General features: G+C 41.1%; 21 protein-coding genes and 1 pseudogene. 12 read left to right on the top strand and 10 right to left on the bottom strand.

What is annotated here, in order from left to right; translation table 11 throughout:
• Window positions 1-104: 104 nt before the first annotated feature.
• Window positions 105-416 (bottom strand): annotated as a pseudogene (locus NCWK1_RS17270) (Uma2 family endonuclease); the annotation flags it as partial.
• Window positions 417-706: 290 nt separating this feature from the next.
• On the opposite strand from NCWK1_RS17270, the gene NCWK1_RS17265 reads away from it, so the two are divergent.
• The 3 genes from NCWK1_RS17265 to NCWK1_RS17255 all read left to right on the top strand — a co-directional run bounded on the left by NCWK1_RS17265 (window position 707) and on the right by NCWK1_RS17255 (window position 4,361).
• A complete protein-coding gene (locus tag NCWK1_RS17265; protein ID WP_103125557.1) occupies window positions 707-2,797 on the top strand; it encodes a prolyl oligopeptidase family serine peptidase in 2,091 nt (696 codons plus the stop codon).
• A gap of 117 nt (window positions 2,798-2,914) precedes the next feature.
• Complete coding sequence (locus NCWK1_RS17260; RefSeq protein ID WP_103125556.1) at window positions 2,915-3,514, top strand: Uma2 family endonuclease; 600 nt, start codon at window positions 2,915-2,917, stop codon at window positions 3,512-3,514.
• A gap of 19 nt (window positions 3,515-3,533) precedes the next feature.
• Window positions 3,534-4,361: a DUF4351 domain-containing protein gene (locus NCWK1_RS17255; RefSeq protein ID WP_103125555.1), complete on the top strand. Its 828-nt coding sequence runs from the start codon at window positions 3,534-3,536 to the stop codon at window positions 4,359-4,361.
• Window positions 4,362-4,451: 90 nt separating this feature from the next.
• Here NCWK1_RS17255 and NCWK1_RS17250 read toward each other — a convergent pair whose 3' ends face one another.
• Complete coding sequence (locus NCWK1_RS17250; protein ID WP_103125554.1) at window positions 4,452-4,736, bottom strand: DUF427 domain-containing protein; 285 nt, start codon at window positions 4,734-4,736, stop codon at window positions 4,452-4,454.
• Between the two features lie 135 nt (window positions 4,737-4,871).
• Here NCWK1_RS17250 and NCWK1_RS17245 point away from each other — a divergent pair, with 135 nt between their 5' ends.
• The 7 genes from NCWK1_RS17245 to recQ all read left to right on the top strand — a co-directional run bounded on the left by NCWK1_RS17245 (window position 4,872) and on the right by recQ (window position 12,918).
• Complete coding sequence (locus NCWK1_RS17245; RefSeq protein ID WP_103125553.1) at window positions 4,872-5,198, top strand: hypothetical protein; 327 nt, start codon at window positions 4,872-4,874, stop codon at window positions 5,196-5,198.
• 1 nt (window position 5,199) lies between these two features.
• Window positions 5,200-8,676, top strand: coding sequence for a tetratricopeptide repeat protein (locus tag NCWK1_RS17240; protein ID WP_103125552.1), 3,477 nt, complete (start codon window positions 5,200-5,202; stop codon window positions 8,674-8,676).
• Between the two features lie 85 nt (window positions 8,677-8,761).
• Window positions 8,762-8,998, top strand: a complete 237-nt coding sequence (locus NCWK1_RS30175; RefSeq protein ID WP_340641209.1) for a tetratricopeptide repeat protein — start codon at window positions 8,762-8,764, stop codon at window positions 8,996-8,998.
• Window positions 8,999-9,070: 72 nt separating this feature from the next.
• A complete protein-coding gene (locus NCWK1_RS30170; protein WP_245894921.1) occupies window positions 9,071-9,343 on the top strand; it encodes a tetratricopeptide repeat protein in 273 nt (90 codons plus the stop codon).
• A gap of 628 nt (window positions 9,344-9,971) precedes the next feature.
• Window positions 9,972-10,262, top strand: coding sequence for a type II toxin-antitoxin system Phd/YefM family antitoxin (locus NCWK1_RS17230; RefSeq protein WP_103125551.1), 291 nt, complete (start codon window positions 9,972-9,974; stop codon window positions 10,260-10,262).
• On the top strand, window positions 10,246-10,572 hold the full coding sequence (locus NCWK1_RS17225; protein ID WP_096583818.1) for a type II toxin-antitoxin system RelE/ParE family toxin: 327 nt from the start codon (window positions 10,246-10,248) through the stop codon (window positions 10,570-10,572). Before NCWK1_RS17230 ends, NCWK1_RS17225 begins: the two co-directional genes overlap by 17 nt.
• A 189-nt stretch (window positions 10,573-10,761) precedes the next feature.
• On the top strand, window positions 10,762-12,918 hold the full coding sequence (gene recQ, locus NCWK1_RS17220; RefSeq protein ID WP_103125606.1) for a DNA helicase RecQ: 2,157 nt from the start codon (window positions 10,762-10,764) through the stop codon (window positions 12,916-12,918).
• Window positions 12,919-12,991: 73 nt separating this feature from the next.
• Here recQ and NCWK1_RS29630 read toward each other — a convergent pair whose 3' ends face one another.
• Window positions 12,992-13,135: a hypothetical protein gene (locus NCWK1_RS29630; RefSeq protein ID WP_187308170.1), complete on the bottom strand. Its 144-nt coding sequence runs from the start codon at window positions 13,133-13,135 to the stop codon at window positions 12,992-12,994.
• 691 nt (window positions 13,136-13,826) lie between these two features.
• Between NCWK1_RS29630 and NCWK1_RS17210 the strand changes: the two genes are divergently transcribed.
• Window positions 13,827-15,797, top strand: a complete 1,971-nt coding sequence (locus tag NCWK1_RS17210) for an AMP-dependent synthetase/ligase (RefSeq protein WP_103125549.1) — start codon at window positions 13,827-13,829, stop codon at window positions 15,795-15,797.
• Window positions 15,798-15,903: 106 nt separating this feature from the next.
• The gene (locus NCWK1_RS17205; protein WP_015112570.1) at window positions 15,904-16,353 is read left to right on the top strand and encodes a YlqD family protein; all 450 of its coding nucleotides are present in this window, start codon (window positions 15,904-15,906) and stop codon (window positions 16,351-16,353) included.
• Window positions 16,354-16,391: 38 nt separating this feature from the next.
• Here the strand turns inward: NCWK1_RS17205 and NCWK1_RS17200 are convergent, their stop codons facing one another.
• From NCWK1_RS17200 to NCWK1_RS17170, 7 genes are all read right to left on the bottom strand, one after another.
• Window positions 16,392-16,934, bottom strand: coding sequence for a hypothetical protein (locus NCWK1_RS17200; protein ID WP_103125548.1), 543 nt, complete (start codon window positions 16,932-16,934; stop codon window positions 16,392-16,394).
• 218 nt (window positions 16,935-17,152) lie between these two features.
• Complete coding sequence (locus NCWK1_RS17195) at window positions 17,153-17,560, bottom strand: VOC family protein (protein WP_044499852.1); 408 nt, start codon at window positions 17,558-17,560, stop codon at window positions 17,153-17,155.
• A 26-nt stretch (window positions 17,561-17,586) separates the two neighbouring features.
• Complete coding sequence (locus NCWK1_RS17190; RefSeq protein WP_103125605.1) at window positions 17,587-18,186, bottom strand: MiaE family protein; 600 nt, start codon at window positions 18,184-18,186, stop codon at window positions 17,587-17,589.
• Between the two features lie 484 nt (window positions 18,187-18,670).
• Window positions 18,671-19,387, bottom strand: coding sequence for an SDR family oxidoreductase (locus NCWK1_RS17185; RefSeq protein ID WP_187308173.1), 717 nt, complete (start codon window positions 19,385-19,387; stop codon window positions 18,671-18,673).
• 227 nt (window positions 19,388-19,614) lie between these two features.
• Window positions 19,615-20,322, bottom strand: coding sequence for a diacylglycerol/polyprenol kinase family protein (locus NCWK1_RS17180; protein WP_103125546.1), 708 nt, complete (start codon window positions 20,320-20,322; stop codon window positions 19,615-19,617).
• A gap of 116 nt (window positions 20,323-20,438) precedes the next feature.
• On the bottom strand, window positions 20,439-21,407 hold the full coding sequence (locus NCWK1_RS17175; protein WP_103125545.1) for an NAD-dependent epimerase/dehydratase family protein: 969 nt from the start codon (window positions 21,405-21,407) through the stop codon (window positions 20,439-20,441).
• On the bottom strand, window positions 21,404-23,221 hold the full coding sequence (locus NCWK1_RS17170) for a GlcNAc-transferase family protein (RefSeq protein ID WP_103125544.1): 1,818 nt from the start codon (window positions 23,219-23,221) through the stop codon (window positions 21,404-21,406). Before NCWK1_RS17170 ends, NCWK1_RS17175 begins: the two co-directional genes overlap by 4 nt.
• Window positions 23,222-23,240 lie beyond the last annotated feature (19 nt).

Here is a 23,240-nt window from a genome sequence, read left to right as displayed (position 1 = left end):
AGGAAGGGTTTACTGGTAAGCTTTTGGGAAATCCATTTGTCGCAATCATTCTTCAATTTGGTATTAGTTTAATTAAAGCTTTGAGTAATCAACACTTTCTTAATTTATGGTTCTACTGCTGTAACAGGCATAATATCATCAAGTTTTATCTGTAAGTTGGGAAACAGATAAGATGAGATAGTTTCTCCTAAGCGATATTGCTGCTGTTCATACACACCGTTAACTAAATGACAAACGGTAAAAGTAGGCTGTTTGGGATTACCAATAAATTGCCAACCACATAATACCCCAAAGTCCACAATCCAATATGCAAGAATGTTTAGAAAAGCATATTCTTCCACTTTTCTGGCATAATCATCTTGCCAATTTGTACTTACCACTTCAGGAACAAGTTTAATCGTACTGCCGTTACAAATAGGCCGCAGGGGAACAGGGGAAAAGAATTAAAAACCAATGAATTTGCATCAATATTTTCGTGAAATGGTATAAGTCATACTGTTTTTACTAGATGTAGCTTTGTTTTGACTCTACTATTTCTATGATGAAATTGCTTGCCAACATCGTACGATTTTTTGTAATATTTTTAACCACAGTTTGTGTTTCTTACTGGGTTGTAAATCCGGGAATACTACCTTTAGCTCTAGCCAGCTACCACAAGCTGGAGAAATCTGATTACCATGTACAGAGAAGAATTGTATCCCCAACTATGTCAACAGCAAAACAGATTACTTATCCAACTACCCATAAAAGCGAACAAGTAGATGATTATCACGGAACGTTGGTTGCAGACCCTTACCGTTGGTTAGAAAATCCCGATTCTGAAGAAACGAAAGCCTGGATTGCGGCTCAAAATAAAATTACTTTTGGCTTTTTAGGTGAAATTCCTGCTCGTGACAAAATTAAACAACGCTTAACTAAACTTTGGGATTATGAAAAATATGGTATTCCGTTTAAAGAAGGCGAATCTTTAGGGGATGGTTCCAGCGATCGCTATTTTTATTTCAAAAACGATGGGCTGCAAAATCAAAGCGTATTATATACATTAAAAACTCTCGACTCTGAACCGCAAGTTTTACTTGACCCCAATAAACTTTCTGCTGATGGCACTGTTGCTTTATCAGGATTATCTATTAGTAATGATGGTAAACTTTTAGCTTATGGTCTTTCAATTTCTGGTTCTGATTGGCAACAGTGGAAAGTCCGAGATGTCGCAACAGGTAAAGATTTAGCAGACCATTTGCAGTGGATTAAATTTTCTGGTGCATCTTGGACAACTGATAATCAAGGCTTTTTTTATAGTCGTTACAATGAGCCAAATTCTAAAACTCAGTTAGAAGATGTCAACTATTATCAAAAGCTTTATTACCATAAATTAGGTACGCCCCAATCGGAAGACATTTTAATTTATCAACGTCCTGACCAAAAAGAATGGGGATTTGGTGGTGGTGTTACAGAAAATGGACAATATTTAATTATTTCTGTGTGGTTGGGAACTGACTCTAGGAATTTAGTATTTTATAAAGACTTAAGTAATCCTCAAGCTGAAGTTGTTGAACTCATTAACGAGTTTGAGGCAGATTATAGTTTTATTGACCATGATGATAGTGTCTTTTATTTCCGCACCGATTTAAATGCCCCACGGGGTAAAGTAATTGCCATTGATATTCAAAAACCAGAGAAATCAGCATGGCAAGAAATTATTCGGCAAAATGAAGCAACTTTAGAAGGTGTGAATATTCTCAATAATCAGTTTGTGGCTGATTATTTGCAAGATGCGCGATCGCAAATCAAAATTTTTGACCTCAAAGGTGCATTGGTGCGTGAGGTAGAATTACCCGGAGTGGGTTCAGTGGGGGGCTTTGGGGGTAAACGCCATGACACAGAAACTTTTTATAGTTTCACTAGTTTTACTACCCCAGGCGCAATTTATCGCTACGATATGGTGACTGGTAAAAGTCAGCTTTTCCGCCAACCAAAGGTAGACTTTAAGCCTGATGATTACGAAACAAAGCAGATATTTTATCACAGCAAAGATGGCACAAAGGTGCCGATGTTTATTACTCACAAAAAAGGCATTAAGTTAGATGGCAATAATCCAACTTTTCTCTATGCTTATGGTGGGTTTAATATCTCTCTAACTCCGACTTTTTCTGTGAGTACCTTGGTGTGGATGGAGATGGGTGGTGTTTATGCTATGCCAAATCTGCGCGGTGGTGGCGAATATGGTGAAGAATGGCATCAAGCCGGGATGAAAGAGAAAAAACAAAATGTGTTTGATGATTTCATTGCGGCGGCTGAGTGGTTAATTGCCAATAAGTATACAAAAACTGGCAAACTAGCGATCGCAGGTGGTAGTAACGGTGGTTTATTGGTGGGTGCTTGTATGACGCAGCGCCCTGAGTTATTTGGTGCAGCTTTACCAGCCGTTGGCGTGATGGATATGTTGCGCTTCCATAAATTTACCATCGGTTGGGCTTGGACTGCGGAATATGGTTCGCCAGATAATACCGAAGATTTCAAAACACTTTATGCTTATTCACCGTTGCATAATCTCAAAGCAAATACAGCTTATCCTGCCACTTTAATTACTACAGCAGATCACGACGATCGCGTTGTACCTGCTCATAGTTTCAAATTTGCCGCCGCTTTGCAAGCTGCCCATCAAGGTGATGCGCCAGTGTTAATTAGAATTGAGACGAAGGCGGGGCATGGTGCAGGTAAACCGACAACTAAAATAATTGAAGAGGCTGCGGATAAGTGGGCATTTTTGGTGCGGGTTTTGGATATTGAGGTTTAAACGCAGAGGTAAGCGCAGAGAAACGCAGAGTATTTTGGGTGTGTTCAGGCGATCGCGGAACGCACCTTTTTTGTGAGATAACCAAGTTACACTGTTGAATAGATATGGGTAAAAGCTATGCAGGTTACACAACAGCAATACTACACACCAGAGGAATATTTACAGTTAGAGGAAGCGGCTGAATATAAAAGTGAATATATTGATGGACAAATAATTCCAATGGCGGGTGGAACAATTAATCATAACCAGATAGCACTTAACTTAAGCACTGAGTTAAATTATGCTTTTAAAAAACAAAGTTACCGAATTTATATGAGTGATGTCCGTCTGTGGATATCACAAAAACGGATTTATACATACCCAGATGTGATGATTATCGCAGGTGAACCAGAATTTTTTAACAATCGCCAAGATATTATTACTAACCCGCAAATTATTGTGGAGGTGCTGTCAAAATCCATTATAAATTACGATTATGAGGATAAGTTTGCGGCGTATCGCAAAATTCCCACGTTTCAAGAATATCTGTTAATAGACCAATATCGGTTGCATGTAGAGCAGTTTTCTAAGATTGGGAAGAAACAATGGAACCTGCGTGAGTATGATGAGGAAGATAATGCGATCGCATTTGCATCTGTACCCTTGGAAATTTCCCTGCAAGATTTATATAACAAAGTAAATTTTGAGCTTGTTGAGCCAGAAAGTGAAATAATTTGACCAAGAGTGCTGATTATTCATGTCTTTTGACAACCTCTGCAAACTCCTATCTGAAAAACATCCCGCCACCTTTGCTAGTTGGGTATTAGGTACACCGCAAACAGCCGCCACTGTCCTCAAAACCGAATTGAGTATTGAACCAATACGTGCTGATTACGTTACATTTCTACAACTAGAAGAACGCATTCTTCACTTGGAATTTCAAACTAAACTCGAATCAAATCCACCTCTACCCTTGCGGATGCTTGATTATTGGGTAAGGTTGTATCGGTTATATCGTATACCAATCACGCAAGTTGTTGTATTATTACTTCCTCCTGCACCAGACACAGTAATTGAAACTGTTTTCCATGTCGAAAGCACTCGTCATGAATATCGAGTAATTAGCCTATGGGAAGAAAATCCCCAAATATTCCTGGATAACCCAGCATTGTTACCATTAGCACCACTAACAGCAACTTCCCAACCCCAAGCTTTATTGCAACAAGTGTTGGAACGAGTGAATCAACTTCAACCACAACAAAGACCAGAAATCTCAACCTATACCCAAATCTTTGCAGGGTTAAAATACAAAAAAGACTTGATTCGACAATTGTTTCGGGAGGATATGATGCGCGAATCAGTAATTTATCAAGAAATTCTTGCTGAAGGCGAACAACTAGGAAAACTAACAGAAGCGCGATCGCTTATTTTCCGTCAACTTAAGCGTCGTGTGGGACAATTAACTCTATCACTGATAGGCAAAATTGAAATGCTCTCTGTTGAAGAATTAGAAAATCTGGGAGAAGCATTGTTAGATTTTCAAGGAATTGCAGATTTAGAAGCGTGGTTCACTACGTTAGAGTAGCACGACGCTAATTATTTATAAAAAAAGAGGCTTATTTACTAAAACTCGGTTAATCAACAGTTTCAGCAAATAAGCCGGAAGCGGATCAAATTAAGCTTCGACTTTTACGCCTTTCCAGAAAGCGACGTAACCTTCAATATTTTTCGCTTTTTCTTTCGCGCTGGGATAATACCAAGCAGCGTCTTTATTTACTTGTCCATCAACTTCGATGCTGTAGTAACTAGCAAGACCTTTCCACGGACAAGTTGTGTGGGTTTCGCTGTCTTGGAAATATTGCTTGTTAATTGCGTCGGGAGGAAAATAATGATTGCCTTCCACAACTACAGTATTATCGCTTTCGGCTAAAGTTGCGCCGTTCCAGATTGCTTTAGGCATAAGTGAGTTGGTGCTGAAAGTTTACACTTAATATTTTGACACTTCCTATCACATCAGCCAATTTGAGTTGCTAACTGATGTAAATTTAAAATATTTTGGGGATGTATGATTTTATTCGTGTGGTAAAGATTACTAATGGCAGAACTTCAAATTGGCATTGAAGGTGAAGGTGCGCCAGCCGCAGCCGAGGCTTTACTAGAAATCCCCGGAATATCGGGAAGCTATGAAGTTCCAACCCAAAGAGAGGGAACTCTAGCCGCCATCGCTACTATTGTTGGCATTGTGGGTGGTGTTGCGGCTTTAGCTGAACAAATTCGCAAATGGTATCAAGAATGGCATAAATCTCATCCAGGTAAGCAATTTGATGTGGTGATTCTTGACCCTGAGACTGGAAATAGGATTTTACTCGAAGAAGCTACCATAGAGGAAATCACGGAAATCCTCAAATCTCTCAGCAAATAAAGTGCAAACTATCCGCATTCAACTTCGGGAAAGTACCCAGGAAACAGTTGAACTCAGGTATTGGCTACCTCAAAAGAATCACTATGAATCACGTCGCTTGAAGTTGGCAGAAATCGCTAATTTTCTCAAGCAAGGAGAACGAGATTATTATAAACTGCTGCCCAATTTACCAGGAATCGGGAAGCAGTTATTTTTTTGGTTGGATGGGGATGGACGGTGGTTGAGTCGGGGAATTGCTAACTGTCACGGTGAAGGGTTGGTAATTGCGATTGATACCGGAAAACAACTGGCACATCTACCTTGGGAAGTGCTGCATGATGGTGAGGATTTTTTGGTGAAGCGGGTTAACCCGGTAGTGTTACCTCTGCGCTGGATTGAGAAAGAAATAGAAGGGTTTTCTGTGGAAGCACGACAATTGCGAGTATTGTTTATGGCAACCGACCCGGAAGACGTGCAACCAAAGTTAGAGTTTGAACAGGAAGAAGCGAGAATTCTGGCAGATACGCGAGATTTTGCTGTAGATTTGCGGGTGGAAGAAAGCGGCTGCGTGAACGAATTGGGTAAGGTGTGGAGTCGCTATCTTGATGACTTTGATGTGTTTCACCTCACAGGACACGCCTCAATTAAAGATGAAGCACCTTACACGCCTTACTTTATCACCGAGACGGAAATTGGGGAACGCCACGAAACCACAGCCGCAGAACTTGCCGAAGTCTTCCGGTTTCGCTTTCCCAAGTTGGTGTTTTTGTCTGGGTGTCGGACTGGACAAGCACCAGATAAAGGCGCTGTCCCTTCAATGGCTGAGGCACTAATTGCCCAAGGCGCGAGGGCGGTTTTAAGTTGGGGGCGGCCTGTGGAAGATCGGACAGCTACAGCCGCCGCCGCGCACCTCTACGGGAAATTGGCAGCCGGATATCAATTAGCCCAAGCACTCGCCAGCACTTACCAGCAGTTGTTTAAACAGAATGTGCGTGACTGGCATTTGTTGCGGTTATATGTCCAGGGAGAATGTCCCGGTGCGTTGGTGGAAGTATCGAGAGATGTGCCACTCTCTGCGCCCGAACCTGCTTATGATCTGTTTTTAGATCCCGATACCCAACTGGTGCGGGTGGCGAAACCCTCTGAGTTTGTTGGGAGACGGCGGACTTTGCAACGTTGTCTCAAAGCTATTCGCACTTCATTAGGGGTACTAATTCACGGACTGGGGGGTGTGGGTAAGAGTACTGTGACGGCGCGACTTCTGGAAAGGATGGTTGGCTATCACAGGCTGGTGAACTTTCGGCAACTGGATGAGGACAAACTGCTCAAAACCCTGGCTGAACAATGTACCTCGGAACGGGGGCATGAAATTCTCAATGGCAAGTTACCCTTGATGCAGCGCCTCACCAAGTTTTTCACTGAAGGACTGAATACCAAAGAACAGCGCTTTGCCTTTGTGCTGGATGACTTTGAGGCAAATTTGGAATTACGCAATGGGGTTTATGTCTTGCAACCACAAGTTGTGGATGTACTGCTGGCGTTGCTGAAGGCGATGCAAAACTCCCAACTTCCCCACAAGGTAATTATTACCTGTCGCTACAATTTCACTTTGTCGGAACTGAATCATCGTCTGTACCGCGAACCTCTGGGGGCTTTGGGTGGGGCAGATTTAATTAAAAAGTATAATCGTCTGGATTCGTTTAATGGCAGTTGGCAATTTCAGCCAGATTTGCCCGAACGTGCCAAAAAAGCAGCAGATGGAAATCCTCGGCTGTTGGAATGGTTAGATAAGATTTTGCAAAATTCCCCGAAGTCGCCAGAAGCCGAGAGGGGAGTTGAGATGATTCTGCAAAAGATGGCAGATAAGGAAAAGGAATTTCGTGAGGATATTTTGGCTGAAGAATTGCTGAAGCAGCAAACTCCAGCTTTGCGTCTTATGCTGGGGAAGTTGTTGGTGTATGAGTTACCTGTTCCTCTAGCTGCGATTTCCCCGATTTGTGAGGATATCTCAAGTTGGGAAAGTCATATTCAACGCGCTGAAATTTTGGGTTTGTTGGAAGTTACCCTTACCAACAACACAGAGAGGTTGTATCGTGTTCCCCGGATTTTGTCACCGTTGCTAGAGTTTCCAGAAAACCCCAAGGGTGAAGAGTTGTATAAACAAGCTGCACAAATTTTGTATCGTCTGTGGTGGGAGGCGGGAACTTCTACGGAGGCGGAAACGTTAGAAATTCATAGGTTGGCTTTGCTGGGGAAGGATAAAGATATTACTGTCAATGTTGCGAATTGTCTTTCTAGAAAGTGGATACCTCATAGTCGTTTCCGAGACACTAATAAAATTTGTCAAGATACACTTAACAATATAAGAGACTATCGTATTCTTAGTAATTTAGCTCGTGTTGAAATTGAGCTAGGTAAAGTTAAAGAAGCTGTGGAGCATTATCAAGAAGCTTTAAAACTTTGTCCAGATAATGAAATAATTGAAATCTGCGGCATTAAACACTGCTTGGCATATATCAAATCTAAAAGCGGAGAATTAGATATAGCTCTTAAAATTTACCAAGAATGTCTTATAGATAGCGAAAAAATTGGTCATCTTAAGGGTAAAGCTTCAGCATTGCATGAGATAGCAAGAATATATCTTTTACAAGGCAAGGTAGACAATGCACTTCATAAATATCAAGAGTGCCTAGCAATTCAAGAAAATATTGGTGATATTAAAGGTCAAGCATCAACATTACATCAAATTGCATACATAAAAGCACAAAAAGGAAGAATACAAGAGTCTCTTGCTATTTATGAAAAATCTTTCTATCTGAAAGATAGTATTGGTGATCTTAAAGGAAAAATATCAACTTTGCATCAAATAGCATCTCTTAAAGAAGAGCAAGGAGACTTAGAAGCAGTTTTTAATCTTTTACAGATGTCTCTAAAAATAGTTGAAGAAACTGGTAGCGTTGAACTTAAAGCTGCATTATTTTATAATATGGCAATTACTTATACTAAAGTTGGAAGATTTGATTTAGCAATTAATTCCCTTAATACTTCGTTTAAACTTGCTGAACAAATTGATGATATTCAAGGTCAGGCAATTGCATTACATCAACTTGGTGTAGTATCCGAACAACAAAGTAAATTTGAAAATGCACTTCAGTTTTATAGTAAATCTCTAATATTGAACAAGCAAATTAAATATCTAAAAGGTCAAGCACATACATTACATCAAATAGCAAATATTTATTATATAAATCAAAAGAAAATTGATGCTGCTTTAGTCACATATAAAGAAGCACTTGAAATTGAAGAGCATATACAAGATATGCGCGGTAAAGCAAGTACGTTGGCTTCGTTGGGGCAAATGTTGATATATGAACTTGGTGATTATAACCAAGGATTAGATTTCTTACAGCAGTCATTAGGCATATTGCAACGTCTTCAATCTTCTGAAACTGATACGGTCAAAAGAATAATATTAAGTATTCAGGAATCAATCCTTTGAACGCATTGGTAATGTCCAAGGCAAAGCGGCGACGTTGCACAAACTGGGAATTCTCTACGCTAACAAAGGGGAAGTGGATTAAGCGATCGCACTTTTCAATCTGTCTTTAGAAATAAATGAACGCATTGGGAATGTCCAAGGTAAAACAGCGACGTTGCACCAACTGGGAATTCTCTACGCCAACAAAGGGGAAGTGGATGAAGCGATCGCACTTTTCAATCAGTCTTTGGAAATAACTGAAAGCATTGGTAATGTCCAAACCAAAGCGGCGACGTTGCACCAACTGGGAATTCTCTACGCTAACAAAGGGGAAGTGGATTAAGCGATCGCACTTTTCAATCTGTCTTTAGAAATAAATGAACGCATTGGGAATGTCCAAGGTAAAACAGCGACGTTGCACCAACTGGGAATTCTCTACGCCAACAAAGGGGAAGTGGATGAAGCGATCGCACTTTTCCATCAGTCTTTGGAAATATTTGAACGTATTGGTGATGTTCAAGGCAAAGCAATGACTCTGTGGTGGTTAGGACATTTGGCAGAACAGCAGGGTGAATACACTAAAGCGATATCCTATTTGCAACCAGCTTTAGAGATTTTGCAGCGATTGAAGTCACCGGATGCTGAGGGTGTGAGGGTGAGTCTTGAGAGGGTGATGGGTAATTCTTGAAGGTTTTTGTCTCACGCAGAGGCGCAAAGGCGCAAAGAAGAGGGTGAGTGTGTGATTTAAGTAAATGAAAACTGCTTTAATGAGTCTTTGATATTCGTGAACTAGTCTTTTTTACTCGCGGACGAGTGTTTAATACTCGTGAATGAGTCTTTTATACTCGCGGATGAGTGTTTGATATTCGTGAATGAGTCTTTTATACTCGCGGACGAGTGTTTGATATTCGTGAATGAGTGTTTGATATTCGCGGGAGAGTCTTAAATACTTGTGAATGAGTCTTTGATACTCGCGGATGAGTGTTTGATACTGATTAAGGCAGTGTGCAACTTTCTCTTAAACCTAACCCCCAACCCCTTCCCTACAAGGGAAGGGGAGTAAGATTCAAAGCCTCTCTCCGTTTCGGGGAGAGGTTTGGAGAGGGGTTGTAAAAATAAGTTGCACATCGCGTCATTAATTAGCTTTTACAGCAATTCAAGTGAGAGAATCTGGATCTACGCCGAGCGATGTGTACGACGATGGTCATCCTACGCACTTTACCACGAGTCTTTAATTTTTAGCTGGGAGTTAGGTGTCTTTAATGTTCCAGATGATAGCATTAAATTGAGTGCAAATTAAGTGCATAATTACAGCAATGCTCAACATTATTCGAGATATTCACTCTCTCTCAAACTTCAAGCGCAACACATCCGACTTGATTAAGCAAATGAAGCAGACTGGAAAACCAGTAGTTTTAACTGTCAATGGCAAAGCCGAATTAGTTGTTCAAGATGCTCAATCATACCAAAAGCTTTTAGAACTTGTAGAAAAGTTAGAAACAATAACAGGAATTAAACAGGGACTAGAAGACATAGAAGTAGGAAATACACGTCCATTAAGTGCATTTGAGCAAGAAATGCAGCAGAAATATGGTATTTCAAGTTAGAACTACCAAGACTGCGGACGCTCAAATTGAATCAGCATACTTATGGCTGAAAGAATATAACCCAGCTTATGCAGATCAGTGGTTTCGGGGGTTGATGAATGCAATAGCAACTCTTCAAGAAAAACCTCGTCGGTGCGCTTTAGCTGTAGAACATGAAGTATTTTCTGAAGAAGTGCGTCAACTTCTTTACGGCAAGTCAAAAAATATCTACCGCATTCTTTTTACAATTCGTGATGATACTGTTTATATTTTGTACGTGCGTCATAGTTCACAAGCACTCTTAACATCTGATGAAGTGGATGAAGAATGAGAACAAGCCGGAGATATGTTTTCCTGTTAAATAATCACCCATCAGGTGAGAGAATCAGGATCTACGCCGAGCGATCGCACTGAAATATTTTCGTCTCACGCAGAGGCGCAAAGACGCAGAGAGGATTTTGTGCTTTTATAATCTTTGTATCAACTACCTACGCAGAATGCAGCCAAAAAAGCGATCGCTATGCTTCAGTATCCTAATCTCGAACAGGCGCTAAAATATCACTTCGGTTATGATCAATTCCGTCCGGGACAGCGAAAAATTATCGAAGATGCGCTACAAAATCGAGATTTGCTGGTAGTTATGCCCACAGGTGGGGGAAAGTCTTTGTGTTTTCAGTTACCAGCGTTGGTAAAGAAGGGATTGACGGTGGTGGTATCGCCGTTAATTGCGTTGATGCAAGACCAAGTGGAAGCACTGCGAAATAATAATATTAGCGCCACGTTTCTCAATAGTAGTTTGAATCCTTATCAAGTGCGATCGCGGGAAGAAGCAATTCTTAACGGTAAGGTAAGATTACTCTATGTCGCCCCGGAACGGCTGATGAGTGAAAGGTTTTTGCCGTTTCTCGATTTAGTACATCACCAAATTGGTATTTCTACCTTTGCAATCGATGAAGCGCACTGTGTTTCGGAGTGGGGACATGATTTTCGTCCAGAATACCGTCAGTTGCGCTCATTGCGATCGCGTTATCCCCATATCCCGACGATTGCGTTGACAGCAACGGCTACTGAACGCGTCCGTTCTGATATCATTCAACAAATCGGGTTAAAGCAACCAAGTATTCACATTGCGAGTTTTAATCGCCAAAATCTTTATTACGAAGTCCGCCCGAAAACTAAATATGCTTACGCGGAATTATTAGAATTGATTCGAGAAATTGACGGTTCAGCTATTATTTATTGTCTGACTCGCAAAAAAGTTGATGAATTAACTTTTAAACTGCAAAATGATAAAGTTTCAGTTCTCCCTTATCATGCGGGATTAAGTGATGAAGAACGCAGCAAAAATCAAACCCGATTTATTCGAGATGATGCGCGGGTGATGGTGGCGACAATAGCTTTTGGTATGGGAATTAATAAACCAGATGTGCGACTGGTAATTCACTTTGATATTCCCCGCAATTTAGAAAGTTACTATCAAGAATCTGGGCGGGCGGGGAGAGATGGGGAACCTTCTCGCTGTACAATCTTTTTTAGTTTTGGTGATATTAAAACTATTGAATGGAGTATTAATCAAAAAACTGATGCTCAAGAACAGTTGATTGCTAAACAACAACTGCGACAAATGATAGATTACGCTGAGGGGACAGATTGTCGGCGGACAATTCAACTCAGTTATTTTGGCGAAAGGTTTCTGGGAAATTGCAATAACTGTGATAATTGTCGTCATCCCAAACCCGTGGAAGATTGGACAATTGAAGCCATGAAGTTTTTATCTTGTGTGGCGCGTTGCAAAGAAAGATTTGGAATGCTGCATATTATTGATGTGTTGCGGGGGGCAAAAAATCAGAAAATAACCCAATACGAACACGACAAATTATCTACTTACGGTATCGGTAAAGATAAAAGTGTGGAAGAATGGCGAATGTTGGGGCGATCGCTTTTACATCAAGGTTTGTTAGAACAAACTAGTGATGGTTATTCTGTTTTAAAATTAAACGCCCACAGTTGGGAAGTGATGCGACGACAGCGCAAAGTGGAAATTGCTGTGTCTGCAACCCAAAAATTAAGTTTAATCGAAGAAAGTCCCAAAGCAGCTGAGGCTGAAGAATTATTACATAAATTGCGATCGCTGCGTAAGCAATTGGCTGATGAACAGTCTGTTCCACCTTACGTTATCTTTCATGACTCGACGTTAAAGTTAATGGCACAGGTACAACCAAAAACTTTAGTTGAATTTGGTAAACTATCTGGTGTCGGGAGTCATAAACTTGCCCAATATGGGGAAAAGTTCTTAGCAGAAATTAGCACTTACCGGGGTAATAAAACTTCAGTTAATTCTGCTGCTGATGTTATACCTTCACTCAGTTTAATTTCTGGAACTGAATTACAAACTCTACATTTACATCAACAAGGTTTAAGTGTTACCGAAATTGCCCAACAACGCAAACTTAGCCCAGCGACAATTGTCAGTCATTTAGCTAGATTAATCGAAAAAAATCAGCCTGTAGATTTAAATTTATTAGTACCTGCGGAACATCATCAAAAAATTTGGCACGTTCTCGAAGTTCTCGGTGATATTCCTCTCACTCCGCTAAAAGAACAACTGGGTACAGCCTACAGTTTTGATGAAATTCGCTTAGTTAAAGAGAAGTGGCGGCGAGAAAAGCGGAAGTAAATTATTTTTGGCGATCGCTCCAACTAGACAAGCATTATCCCACATTGATCACAACTGCGATCGCCTGACACTTTTAAGCTATTTCAGAACTAGATACAGGTTGAGTTGCTACTTCATCCGCGGTTTTATTAGCCAAAACTACAGACAGCAGCTTTGGCAACATCAAACAAGCAACAGTATTCACGAGTGTCAGCAATAGACCATCGATAAAACTCATAAATAAACTCCTTTTTTTTATTTTGTTTGTTATTTATTTAGTTTGAAGCATATTTTGTCAAATAGACTACATTAGTGCTTTTGATTTTCTTCTCATCTCCATAAGCTAGTTCAATATTTAGTTTTGTAACACTAATAGAGACAAAGATACCCAACTTCATTTCTTAAAGAAGTCGGGTATCTGAAGCAGAGATTAATCAATAGCTAGAACATTTGGAACAAAAATGAGGACTGAATCTACAATATTGACGGCCTGTTATTGCATAAACCGTACAATAGGGAAAACTAGTAATTTCCACTGTAGATTTTGGTGAGATCAGAACTTTTGTAGATGCTTGATTATTTCTGATTTTAGCTAGAATCCCAGAGAGAAACTTAGGAAATGCTAAACAAGCAATAGCATTAATCAGAGTGAAGCATATTGCATCTGTGAAATCTATAGGTAATCACCCCCATTGAAAAGTTAGGTGGTCGCTGTTATTGACTGCAAACATCCAAATTAAGCAATCATTTACGGATGTATTGCTTAAAATTTATATAACTTCACTTTAACATAAATTTTTATCAATACAACCGTTGGTTTTGCGAAATAGCGGACACAATTGGCGATGTAAAAATACAGGAGAGTATTGTAGTGTCAATAGCAGAATAAACTAAAACTAAAAAATTAGTACATTTTCGGTAATGTTGTTATGTCAAACACCCAATCTGCGTCTTCCATATTATTGAACATCAGTGAGAGAGAAAAGCTGGCATTTCAAGGTTCTGTAGATTACACAAAAGTAAATTTACTTTCAGAGATTTGGCCTTTAGCAGCCAAGCAATTTGGCAATATTGTGGCGTTGCGAAATCCGCACTCAAAGCCAGAAACAGCGATTACATATATCCAGTTAGCGGATCAAATTCAACAATTTGCGGCTGGGTTACAAGCCTTAGAAGTGCAAGTAGGCGATCGCATTTCTTTAATTGCCGATAACAGTCCCCGCTGGTTCATCGCCGATCAAGGTATCATCACAGCTGGCGGTGTGGATGCGGTACGTAGTTCGCAAGCCGAAAAAGAAGAACTGCTGTTTATTATTGCCAACAGTGGCAGTACAGTTTTGGTAGTTGAAGATTTAAAAACCTTTAATAGACTGCGCGACAGACTATATGACTTACCAATTCGCATAGTTATCTTACTTGCTGATGAAACTCCACCAACGGACGATCATCTGAAAATACTCAACTTTTCCCAGTTACAAGACCTTGGTGCAAAGCATACTCTAGTGCGGGTTCAGCAAAGTCCCGATTCTTTAGCAACTTTAATTTATACATCTGGGACAACAGGTAAACCCAAAGGTGTTATGTTGTCTCACAGCAATTTAATGCACCAAGTCAGAAGTCTCAGAGCAATAGTCCAACCCGAACCAGGTGATATTGTCTTAAGTATTCTTCCTACTTGGCACAGCTACGAACGTAGTGGTGAATACTTTTTGTTATCACAAGGCTGCACCCAAGTTTACACAAATTTGCGTTCTGTGAAACGAGATTTAAAAGAATTTAAACCCAATTTCATGATTGCTGTTCCCCGCTTATGGGAATCGATTTATGAAGGAGTGCAGAAACAGTTTCGGGAACAACCTGCTAATAAGCAACGCCTGATTAACTTTTTACTAGGCATTAGCGAAAAGTATATCAAAGCGCAACGCATCGCCCAAGGATTGTGTTTAGAGCATATCGATGCTTCAGCCATTGAACGTATTGGGGCTAAAATTCAAGCATCAGCCTTGTTACCGCTGCATATTTTGGGAGAAAAGATAGTTTATGCCAAAGTTCGGGAAGCCACAGGCGGACGCATCAAACATGTTATTAGTGGTGGCGGGGCGTTACCAAGGCACATTGATAACTTTTTTGAAATTATTGGTGTAGACATTTTACAAGGTTATGGTTTAACCGAAACTTCGCCAGTAACTAATGCGCGTCGTCCTTGGCGGAATTTCCGTGGTTCATCCGGTCAACCAATTCCCGGTACAGAAGTAAAAATTGTAGATCCTGAAAATCGCCAGCCTTTAGCCAAAGGACAAAGAGGTTTGGTGTTATTGAAAGGGCCGCAAATCATGCAGGGTTATTACCAAAACCCCGAAGCAACAGCCAAAGCTATTGATGCTGAAGGTTGGTTTGATAGCGGTGATTTGGGTTGGGTTACGCCAGAAAATGACTTGGTGCTAACTGGTAGGGCAAAAGATACAATTGTCTTGACTAACGGGGAAAACATCGAACCACAACCAATTGAAGATGCGTGTTTGCGATCGCCTTATATTGACCAAATCATGCTTGTAGGGCAAGATCAGCGCAGTCTTGGTGCTTTAATTGTTCCCAACCTCGAAGCCTTAGAAAAATGGGCCCAAAGTCAGAACGTGCAATTACGTCTACCAGAACAAAACTCCGAACTCAGCACTGGTGTTGGCCTAGAGAGTAAAATAATCCAGGATTTGTTTCGCCAAGAATTGAATCGGGAAGTACAGAATCGTCCAGGTTATCGTTCAGATGATCGCATTGGGCCATTCAGGCTGATTCTAGAACCGTTTTCTATTGAAAATGGCTTAATGACCCAAACACTAAAAATCCGGCGACACGTTGTTGCAGAACGCTACGGCGACCTGATTAACAAAATGTTTGCCTGATCTTCAAAAGTGCTGAGTGCTGTTAGCCGTAGCGGGGCGTTTAGCCCGTGCTGAGTATCAAACCTCGATAATTTCCACTGCAAACTTTATAGAGTGAACGCGAAATATGGATGTCTCCAACCCCCAACTACTTTTGAAGCGCATCGTCAACGTCAAAGTTATTGTTACTCCCCTCTGGAGAGAGGAAGTACAACAGCAATTGCAAGCCCAGATCAATCAACTTGATCAGCAATTGCAACAACTTGACCTCGAAGGACAAAGAGCGATCGCCGCTATTCAAAAGCAAAGTATCCAACCACCTAGCCCCCAAACTCTGCAACAAATTGACAACATCCAACTGCAAGTTAATCAAAAGAAAAGCGAATTCCTAGAGCAAAAAAATCAAATGCTGCAAAACCTTCAGCAAGTACAGATGCTGGAGTTAGATCAAGAAGTCAACCAATTTCAAATGGAAGGATTTTTCCGGGTAGAAAAAGGTGATAACTTAATTAGCAAAATGCAGGTAGAAATCGTCATGCGCGATGGCATTATCGAAGATATTCGCGGCGATATCTAAATAAAGTATGAGGTGTGAAGTCTGAAAGTATGAAAATTTTATCCTTCACACTTCAGATTTTTACTCTGATTTAATTGTTTGCTGTGGCGACTTCCAGGTTTACATTGTACCTGGGAGCCAGCCCAGATAATTTCCCACACAGGCGGCGAACTCACTAAAAGCGATCGCCCAAAGGTATTCATCTCCACCCGATATTTAATCGCATTGACTGAATTACTATTTTGGGGAATGTGTGTAATGGTCACTAGGGCTTGATTGTGCTGGGGATAAATCACTTCTATCTTATCTATCCCCTTTTCTGACCCTACATCTTCAATCGCATTCAACGCCAGGGTTTCTGGGTCACTCCCTTGGCGAGCCGCATTCAGACTTTCTAATGGTATAGATTTATAATTAATACGCTCTGGATCAACCACAAGATTTTCAGTATGTTGCATGACTGAAAATTGCGGTTTTACTGGATTTTCAGTATGGAAAACTGTTACTGGATTTTGGGGCTGAGTGATATAAACACTAATAGCAGCAGTAACAATAATACTGAGTAGTAAAATCCGCAGAAATTTCCACTTTCCTGAAAGCATAAGCTCACAAAAATTTCCCACAGATTAATTGTGAATTGTAAATTTTAAATTGAAGTTAAACTTCTAATTATTTACACTTCGCTAAGAACAAAATCCTGATACAAGTGTAGAGTAGAGCAGAATATTGTCAATATTCCCAAGATCACATCTTGTGGATCATGGATATCACGCACAATTGCAGAAAATTTATCCATTGTGTAGTTAGAGACAGCAAAATCCTAATTTACCGACCCCAGATTACTAAAGATTTCAATCAAATTACCATCAGGATCACGAAAATGTGCTGTGCGGAGTCCCCAGGCTGGACGATCTAAGGGTTGGGTGACAACTATGACGTTGCGTTCTTTGAGTTTTTCGTAGACTTCATCCACGTTATCAACGGCGAAAACTAAAGCCATTTTGTTTTGACAATCAAAAGCCGAAGGTAGATAAGCACTGGGAATTGCTTCAGCCATAAAATCTTTTCTAAATAATGCCAGTTTAAGGTGAGATCCGGTGTGCAACTCAGCATAGCCGCTATTTTCATCACCCCAATCAATCCAAAAGCCGAGTATGTCACGGTAGAAGAGAAAACAATCTGTGTAGTTGGTTACTAGCAGCCTGATATGTGTTAACTGAAGCATGATAACTATGATGTCTATTAGTGAATATACTAACTATGAATTCTTGGCTCTGGATGCAAGTTTACCAGCAGATCGCTTTCAACAATTGCTAACTCATCCAGCCGTTGCTGGACGATTTCGCGGTCAAAATAAGTATCTGCTAAAACCCAGTATGTACCAAAGTGTCTTGCTTCCGATGCCATTAAGCTTTGATAAAATTTAGCTAATTCTGCTTCAGGACAGTGTGTAGCTAAAAGTCCTAGTCTTTCGTGACTGCGGGCTTCTATTAAGCCAGTGACGAGTAAGGAATCTAAAAAACGGTCTGGTTCGTTGGGACGGACAGCGGCTTTTAAACCAGCACCATAGGGAGGCGGTGATAAAGGTGCTAAGGGTATATTGCGGCGTTCTAGCCACTGGTTGACGAGTTCAAAGTGTTCTAATTCTTCACGAGCGATCGCAGTTAATTCCCTTACCATTTTGGTATTGGAAGGATAGCGAAACATAAAATTTAACGCCACCCCTGCGGCTTTGCGTTCGCAGTGGGAATGGTCAAGCAAAATAATATCTAAATTTGCGATCGCTTGTTCTACCCAAGCATCAGATGTCGGCTGCTTGAGGGCGTTGATAGTCGGTAATGCAGAAGTAAGCACAGGCTGAAATTGAAGAAATTGCAATCCTGCTGAGTATCCCAGCAAATCGATTGTAATAGCGAATGGGGTGAATTAGTGTGGGCGATCGCTGAAGAGGCTGAAGATTTTGGTTTAGGAGTGTAAGAGTGACTTCAAGATAATTCTTTATGACCAAAATTAAGTAAATCACCAAAGCATAGTAATTTTCCTATGTTGTTACATCAGTATTGTGGTTGAAGTTTATCAACCCTACTTTTTTAGGAATAATTATCTACTGCTTTGGTGCTTTTTTAGCGGATATTTCCGCCATAAGGGTAAAAGTAAAGGGCATATAAAGCCTATAATAGCTGCCTAAAAATTACTGTATCAGCCCACACCATTTGCTCAGATTTCCCATTGATTTTTGCCCGGCGATTCTATGTCAGGAAAATCTTATACTTCACCCAACTTTGTACTGTTAATTATCATGAATTATTTGTATTGATTAATAACTAAATATAAAATTTTACCAAGCAATTGGTTGGCGATCGCGGAAAAATCCCCCAGTCACACCATCATCTTTAAGGGTAGCCAGCCAGACAATTGTATCAACTCCTTGTTCTGGTGTAAGTGGTGCATTAGCGCCACCCATATCAGTTTTTACCCAACCTGGACATACAGAATTAACTAATATATTGCTACCTATTAATTCACTGGCAAAAATTCGGGTTACAGCATTTAAAGCTGTTTTAGAAATACGGTATCCAGGAGAACCACCCTCCATATCTGTTAACTGTCCCATTCCTGAAGAAACATTAACTATTCGTCCGTAATTTTGTTTCTTCATCAAGGGAATTAACGCTTGAGTAACTCGCACAACACCATAAACATTTGTATCAATTGTTGTCTGTAAAGTATCAATGTGAGTATCAATAATGCCCTTGCTTCCTGATTGATCATCAATATAAATACCTGCATTATTGACCAGTGCATCAAGTTTGCCAAACTGCTGATCAATAAACTTAGCTAAATTTTGACTACTTTCATCACTGGTGACATCTAAAGTATAAGCAATTACATCTAAACCCTCAGCCTGTAACTTTTGTGCAGCGGCTTTACCTTTATCTTCGTCTCTGCTGGTGAGAATTACCTTATATCCTTGTTTCGCCAGTTGACGAGAAGCTTCAAATCCCAATCCACGATTTCCACCAGTGACGACAGCAACTTTTTGGTTTGTACTCACGTTGATTTTCTCCCCATCATATTTTTGTGGTGGCATTTTTTAAAATACAAGAAGTGAAAAGACATCACACCCATCGTTTGACAGAACCCAGACGATAAGTAGAAACGCTTAAATAATTCACGTTATGTCATTGCGAATGAAACGAAGTGGAATGAAGCAATCGCAAAGATTACGCCAATTTTATATTCTGTTAGATAGTTGGGTTTATTCTCACCGACTTACTTAAATTAAATCTGCATCAATCCCCAAATCACACCTGCTGTAACTAGTGGGACACCAAGGTTATCTGTACCAGATGGTGATATGGCTTCAACTAAAGTTGCACAACTAGCACTCACTAATGCTATTAATAAAGCCTTTCCCGCACCAATAGAAACAGCTAAAGGGCTAATCAAAGAACTAGGTAAAAATAGGAGTACCAGAAATATTGCTGTTGCACTAGCTAAAAACATCGCCAGCGAACCTTCCCAAGAACGCACAGATGAGCCTATTTGATATTGATGTTTTCCGAAACGTTTACCAATTAATGCAGCTAAAGCATCTCCCCAAGTCATAGCCATAATTCCCGCTACAGCAATGGGGACATGATCAACTGAATCATCTGGTCGCCAAAATAACCCAAAAAGGATGGTAACTGAAATTGCAAAATAAACAGTACCTGGGGAACTATCTTCAGTATCCATTGCACCGATAATTCGATAACGATAAAGCAGATAATTGATGAAAATAAAGGTGGCGAAAGGGATAATACCGATTTGCCAATGTTTAAACAGCAACAGCACACCAAACACCCACATCCCCGCACCAACATGGATAACCTTGCGAGTTAAATCTGGCTTGACACCAAATAGCCTCCGCAGTCCTTCACCAAGAGCTAATAAACCGATAGCGTAGGTGTAAGATGCTGCTAATCCGATAAAATCAGCGTTAGTCATTTGTCACCGATCTAGGGTCAATGATTAATAGTTATTTTCTCTTTTATTGCCTGTTTCTCGATGACCTTTTTTCAGAGGAGTGTGTGTATCCAAAACCTTACACCCCGACACCAGTTTTAAACGACTATTTTTGTGCGTAAGTCCTGCATTTGTGGTTGATGGGCAGGGGTAAATAGTAAGCTGGTCAAGCCTTGATGAAGATCTACTTGGGAAGACCATTTTAAATATCGCATAGCTGTATTATCGGCGTGGCTGTGGTGAATATCTCCCGGAAGACCTGGGCGAAAGATAGGACGCAGATTTTGTTTAGTAATTTGATTTAATAGCGCGATTAACTCTAATAAGCTGGTAGCTTGGCCGCATCCAATATTGAGGATTTTACCTGCGGCTTGAGGATGTTCCATTGCAATTAAGTTGGCTTGAACTACATCAGAAACGTGAATAAAATCACGACTTTGCAATCCATTACCATAAATTATTGGCGGTAAGCTTTGACGGATGCGATCGCAAAACTGAGAAATCACCCCTGTATAATGACTATTCTGACGCAGACCAAACACATTAAAATAGCGCAACGAAACAAACTCCACCAAGCCTTGTTGATGATAAATTTGTCCCAACTGCTCAGAAGCAAGTTTATCTGCACCGTATGGACTAATGGGATGAGTTGGCATTGATTCTCGTTTTGGCAATGTAGGATCATTCCCATAAACAGCCGCACTACTAGCAAATATGACTCGTTTGACTCGACAGTGATGGGCTGCTTTTAAAACATTGGCTGTCCCACCATAATTAACTTGATGTGTCCCGACAGTATCTGTGAAGGATTCTGAGATATTAGCGATCGCAGCTTGATGAAAGACATAATCACAGCCTTGCGTCGCTTTTTTTACCTGTTTATAATTGGTCAAATCACCTTTAATCCATTCCCACCTGTCTGGAGGTACAGCCAGTAAATTTTCTAACTTGCCTGTAGACAGGTTATCCAGCACTCGCACATAATACCCTCTATTCACTAATTCTTCGACCAGATGGGAACCGATAAAACCACATCCGCCTGTAACTAATACTACTTGGCGATTCATGATTCGCTCGCTCCTAACCACGGTATAGTGATGGCCGAAACTTCTGGCATAGTCTCTAAGCACTGTGTGACTGCTGCGGGTAGAGCAGTCCTAAAACACTGATGTGCTAACCAAATTCCTGTGAATAAGGCTTCTTTAGCGGTCATTTGTTCTGCCTGCTGTAACAAGTCTTCCCAGGGCTGTGAAGGGTAACGGGCGATTAAGGTGGCGATTTGGTAAACTTTCCACAGCGATCGCTCCCAACCAATTTTTGCGGCACTAATACAGAGCAGAAGTAAGTAATCTCGCGGTGGTAGGGTCTGGATTGTGTGATTTTCTAACTCTACTTTACACAGGCGTTCTGTTTGCCATTCCCAACCTAAAAGCTGCCAGTGTAGCTCAATTTTTACGGCGCGTTGGGGATGGGTGAAGGATTGTTGCCCAATTTGCCAAATCTCTCCCGGCTGATATCCGGCGGCTGTGAGGATTTCTGTAGCGGTGGCGCGATCGCGGGCTGCTATCCACAAATCCAGGGTTTGAAATGGCCAGAGAGATAAATCACCATCTACCAAGGCGGCGAGGGCTGGCTCGTTGATGGGAATCGCCGTGACTTGGGCGGTGGCGAGTTGATTTAATAAATGCAGTAAAACTTGGCTATGGGAACGATTACGCAGGGCATTAGCGTAATAGTATTGCTGCAATTCTCGCAGTGTAGACTCTGGAACAAACTTAGGAGCCGTTTTGTTTAAACCCCAATAGGCAAGCGATAATACACCTAACTCAGAGGCAACATGTACAAAATACTGCCAATCAATCTGCACAAGCCGAGAATAGTCTTTGTCGTCGTTTAACAGAGACTGGAGGCGATCGCTAACTGTCTCGTCAAAATAGACTTGGAGACATCCAGACAGCAATTGCATCGCCCGTTGTTGTTCATCTTTGATGTATTGTTGCCAGTTGCGAAAACTCACACCCGCAAATGCTTCGTAATCTGTAAGCGATCGCACATTTCCTAACCCATAAATGCCAAAATCCTCAGTCATTGGTTCCATCTGCAAAATTTGGCGAAATCGCTGTTCGGAAATAATATGGCGCTGGTACCAGTCTTGGTTGTCTTCCCAGTTTAGCGGGCGTGGCTTTTCTTGAGTGTCATAGTAATAGTGCCAACAGATAACACGATGGGGATGGTAAATATCCCAACCATTTGTCCAGGCGCGGACAGAATAAGCCACCTCAGTTGCCGAAAAGTAAAGCAGTGGATCATGGGGAACTTCCTGCATCAACCGCGCATCGGCAAACATAAATCCCCCCGCCATAAATGCGCCAGATTTAGGGGCGTGATAGTTGCTTAAATCTTCCACAGCCCTTGGGGTCATCATCCCATTGTGGGCAAATCTGCCTGTGGCCGTACCTGTGGGGAAATTCGACACAATTATTCTGGGGGGATGATAACCAGGAGGAAATGCTGTGAGTACAGGCTTTTGGCTGGGACACATCGCCAACATTTCAATCAGTAGGGTATCCCAGCCAGTAGCAAAGCGCATGTGTGCATCTGTTTGCAGGGCATAGCGTTCTCCTTGCCAAAGTTTTTCAGTTTGGGATCTTGCCCAACCCAAACCGCAAGATTCGGCTGCTGGTACTGTAGCAACCCGGCAATTGGCAATATCTTTCAGCCCATCAATGAAGTGTAGTTCTTCATCATTGCCATATTGCCAGCAAATACCAAAACTGATGCGTTCTGGACATAGTGCCTGGGCTAAGGCATCTTTGACTGTGGGGATTAATTCAAAATCGCGGTAAGCCGCAATCTGGACAAAAATGCGATCGCTCATCATGTATCACCGCCAAAACAGC

Source organism: Nostoc cycadae WK-1, from assembly GCF_002897135.1.
Classification (GTDB): Bacteria; Cyanobacteriota; Cyanobacteriia; order Cyanobacteriales; family Nostocaceae; genus Nostoc_B.
This window is presented reverse-complemented; position numbering and strand designations above follow the sequence as displayed.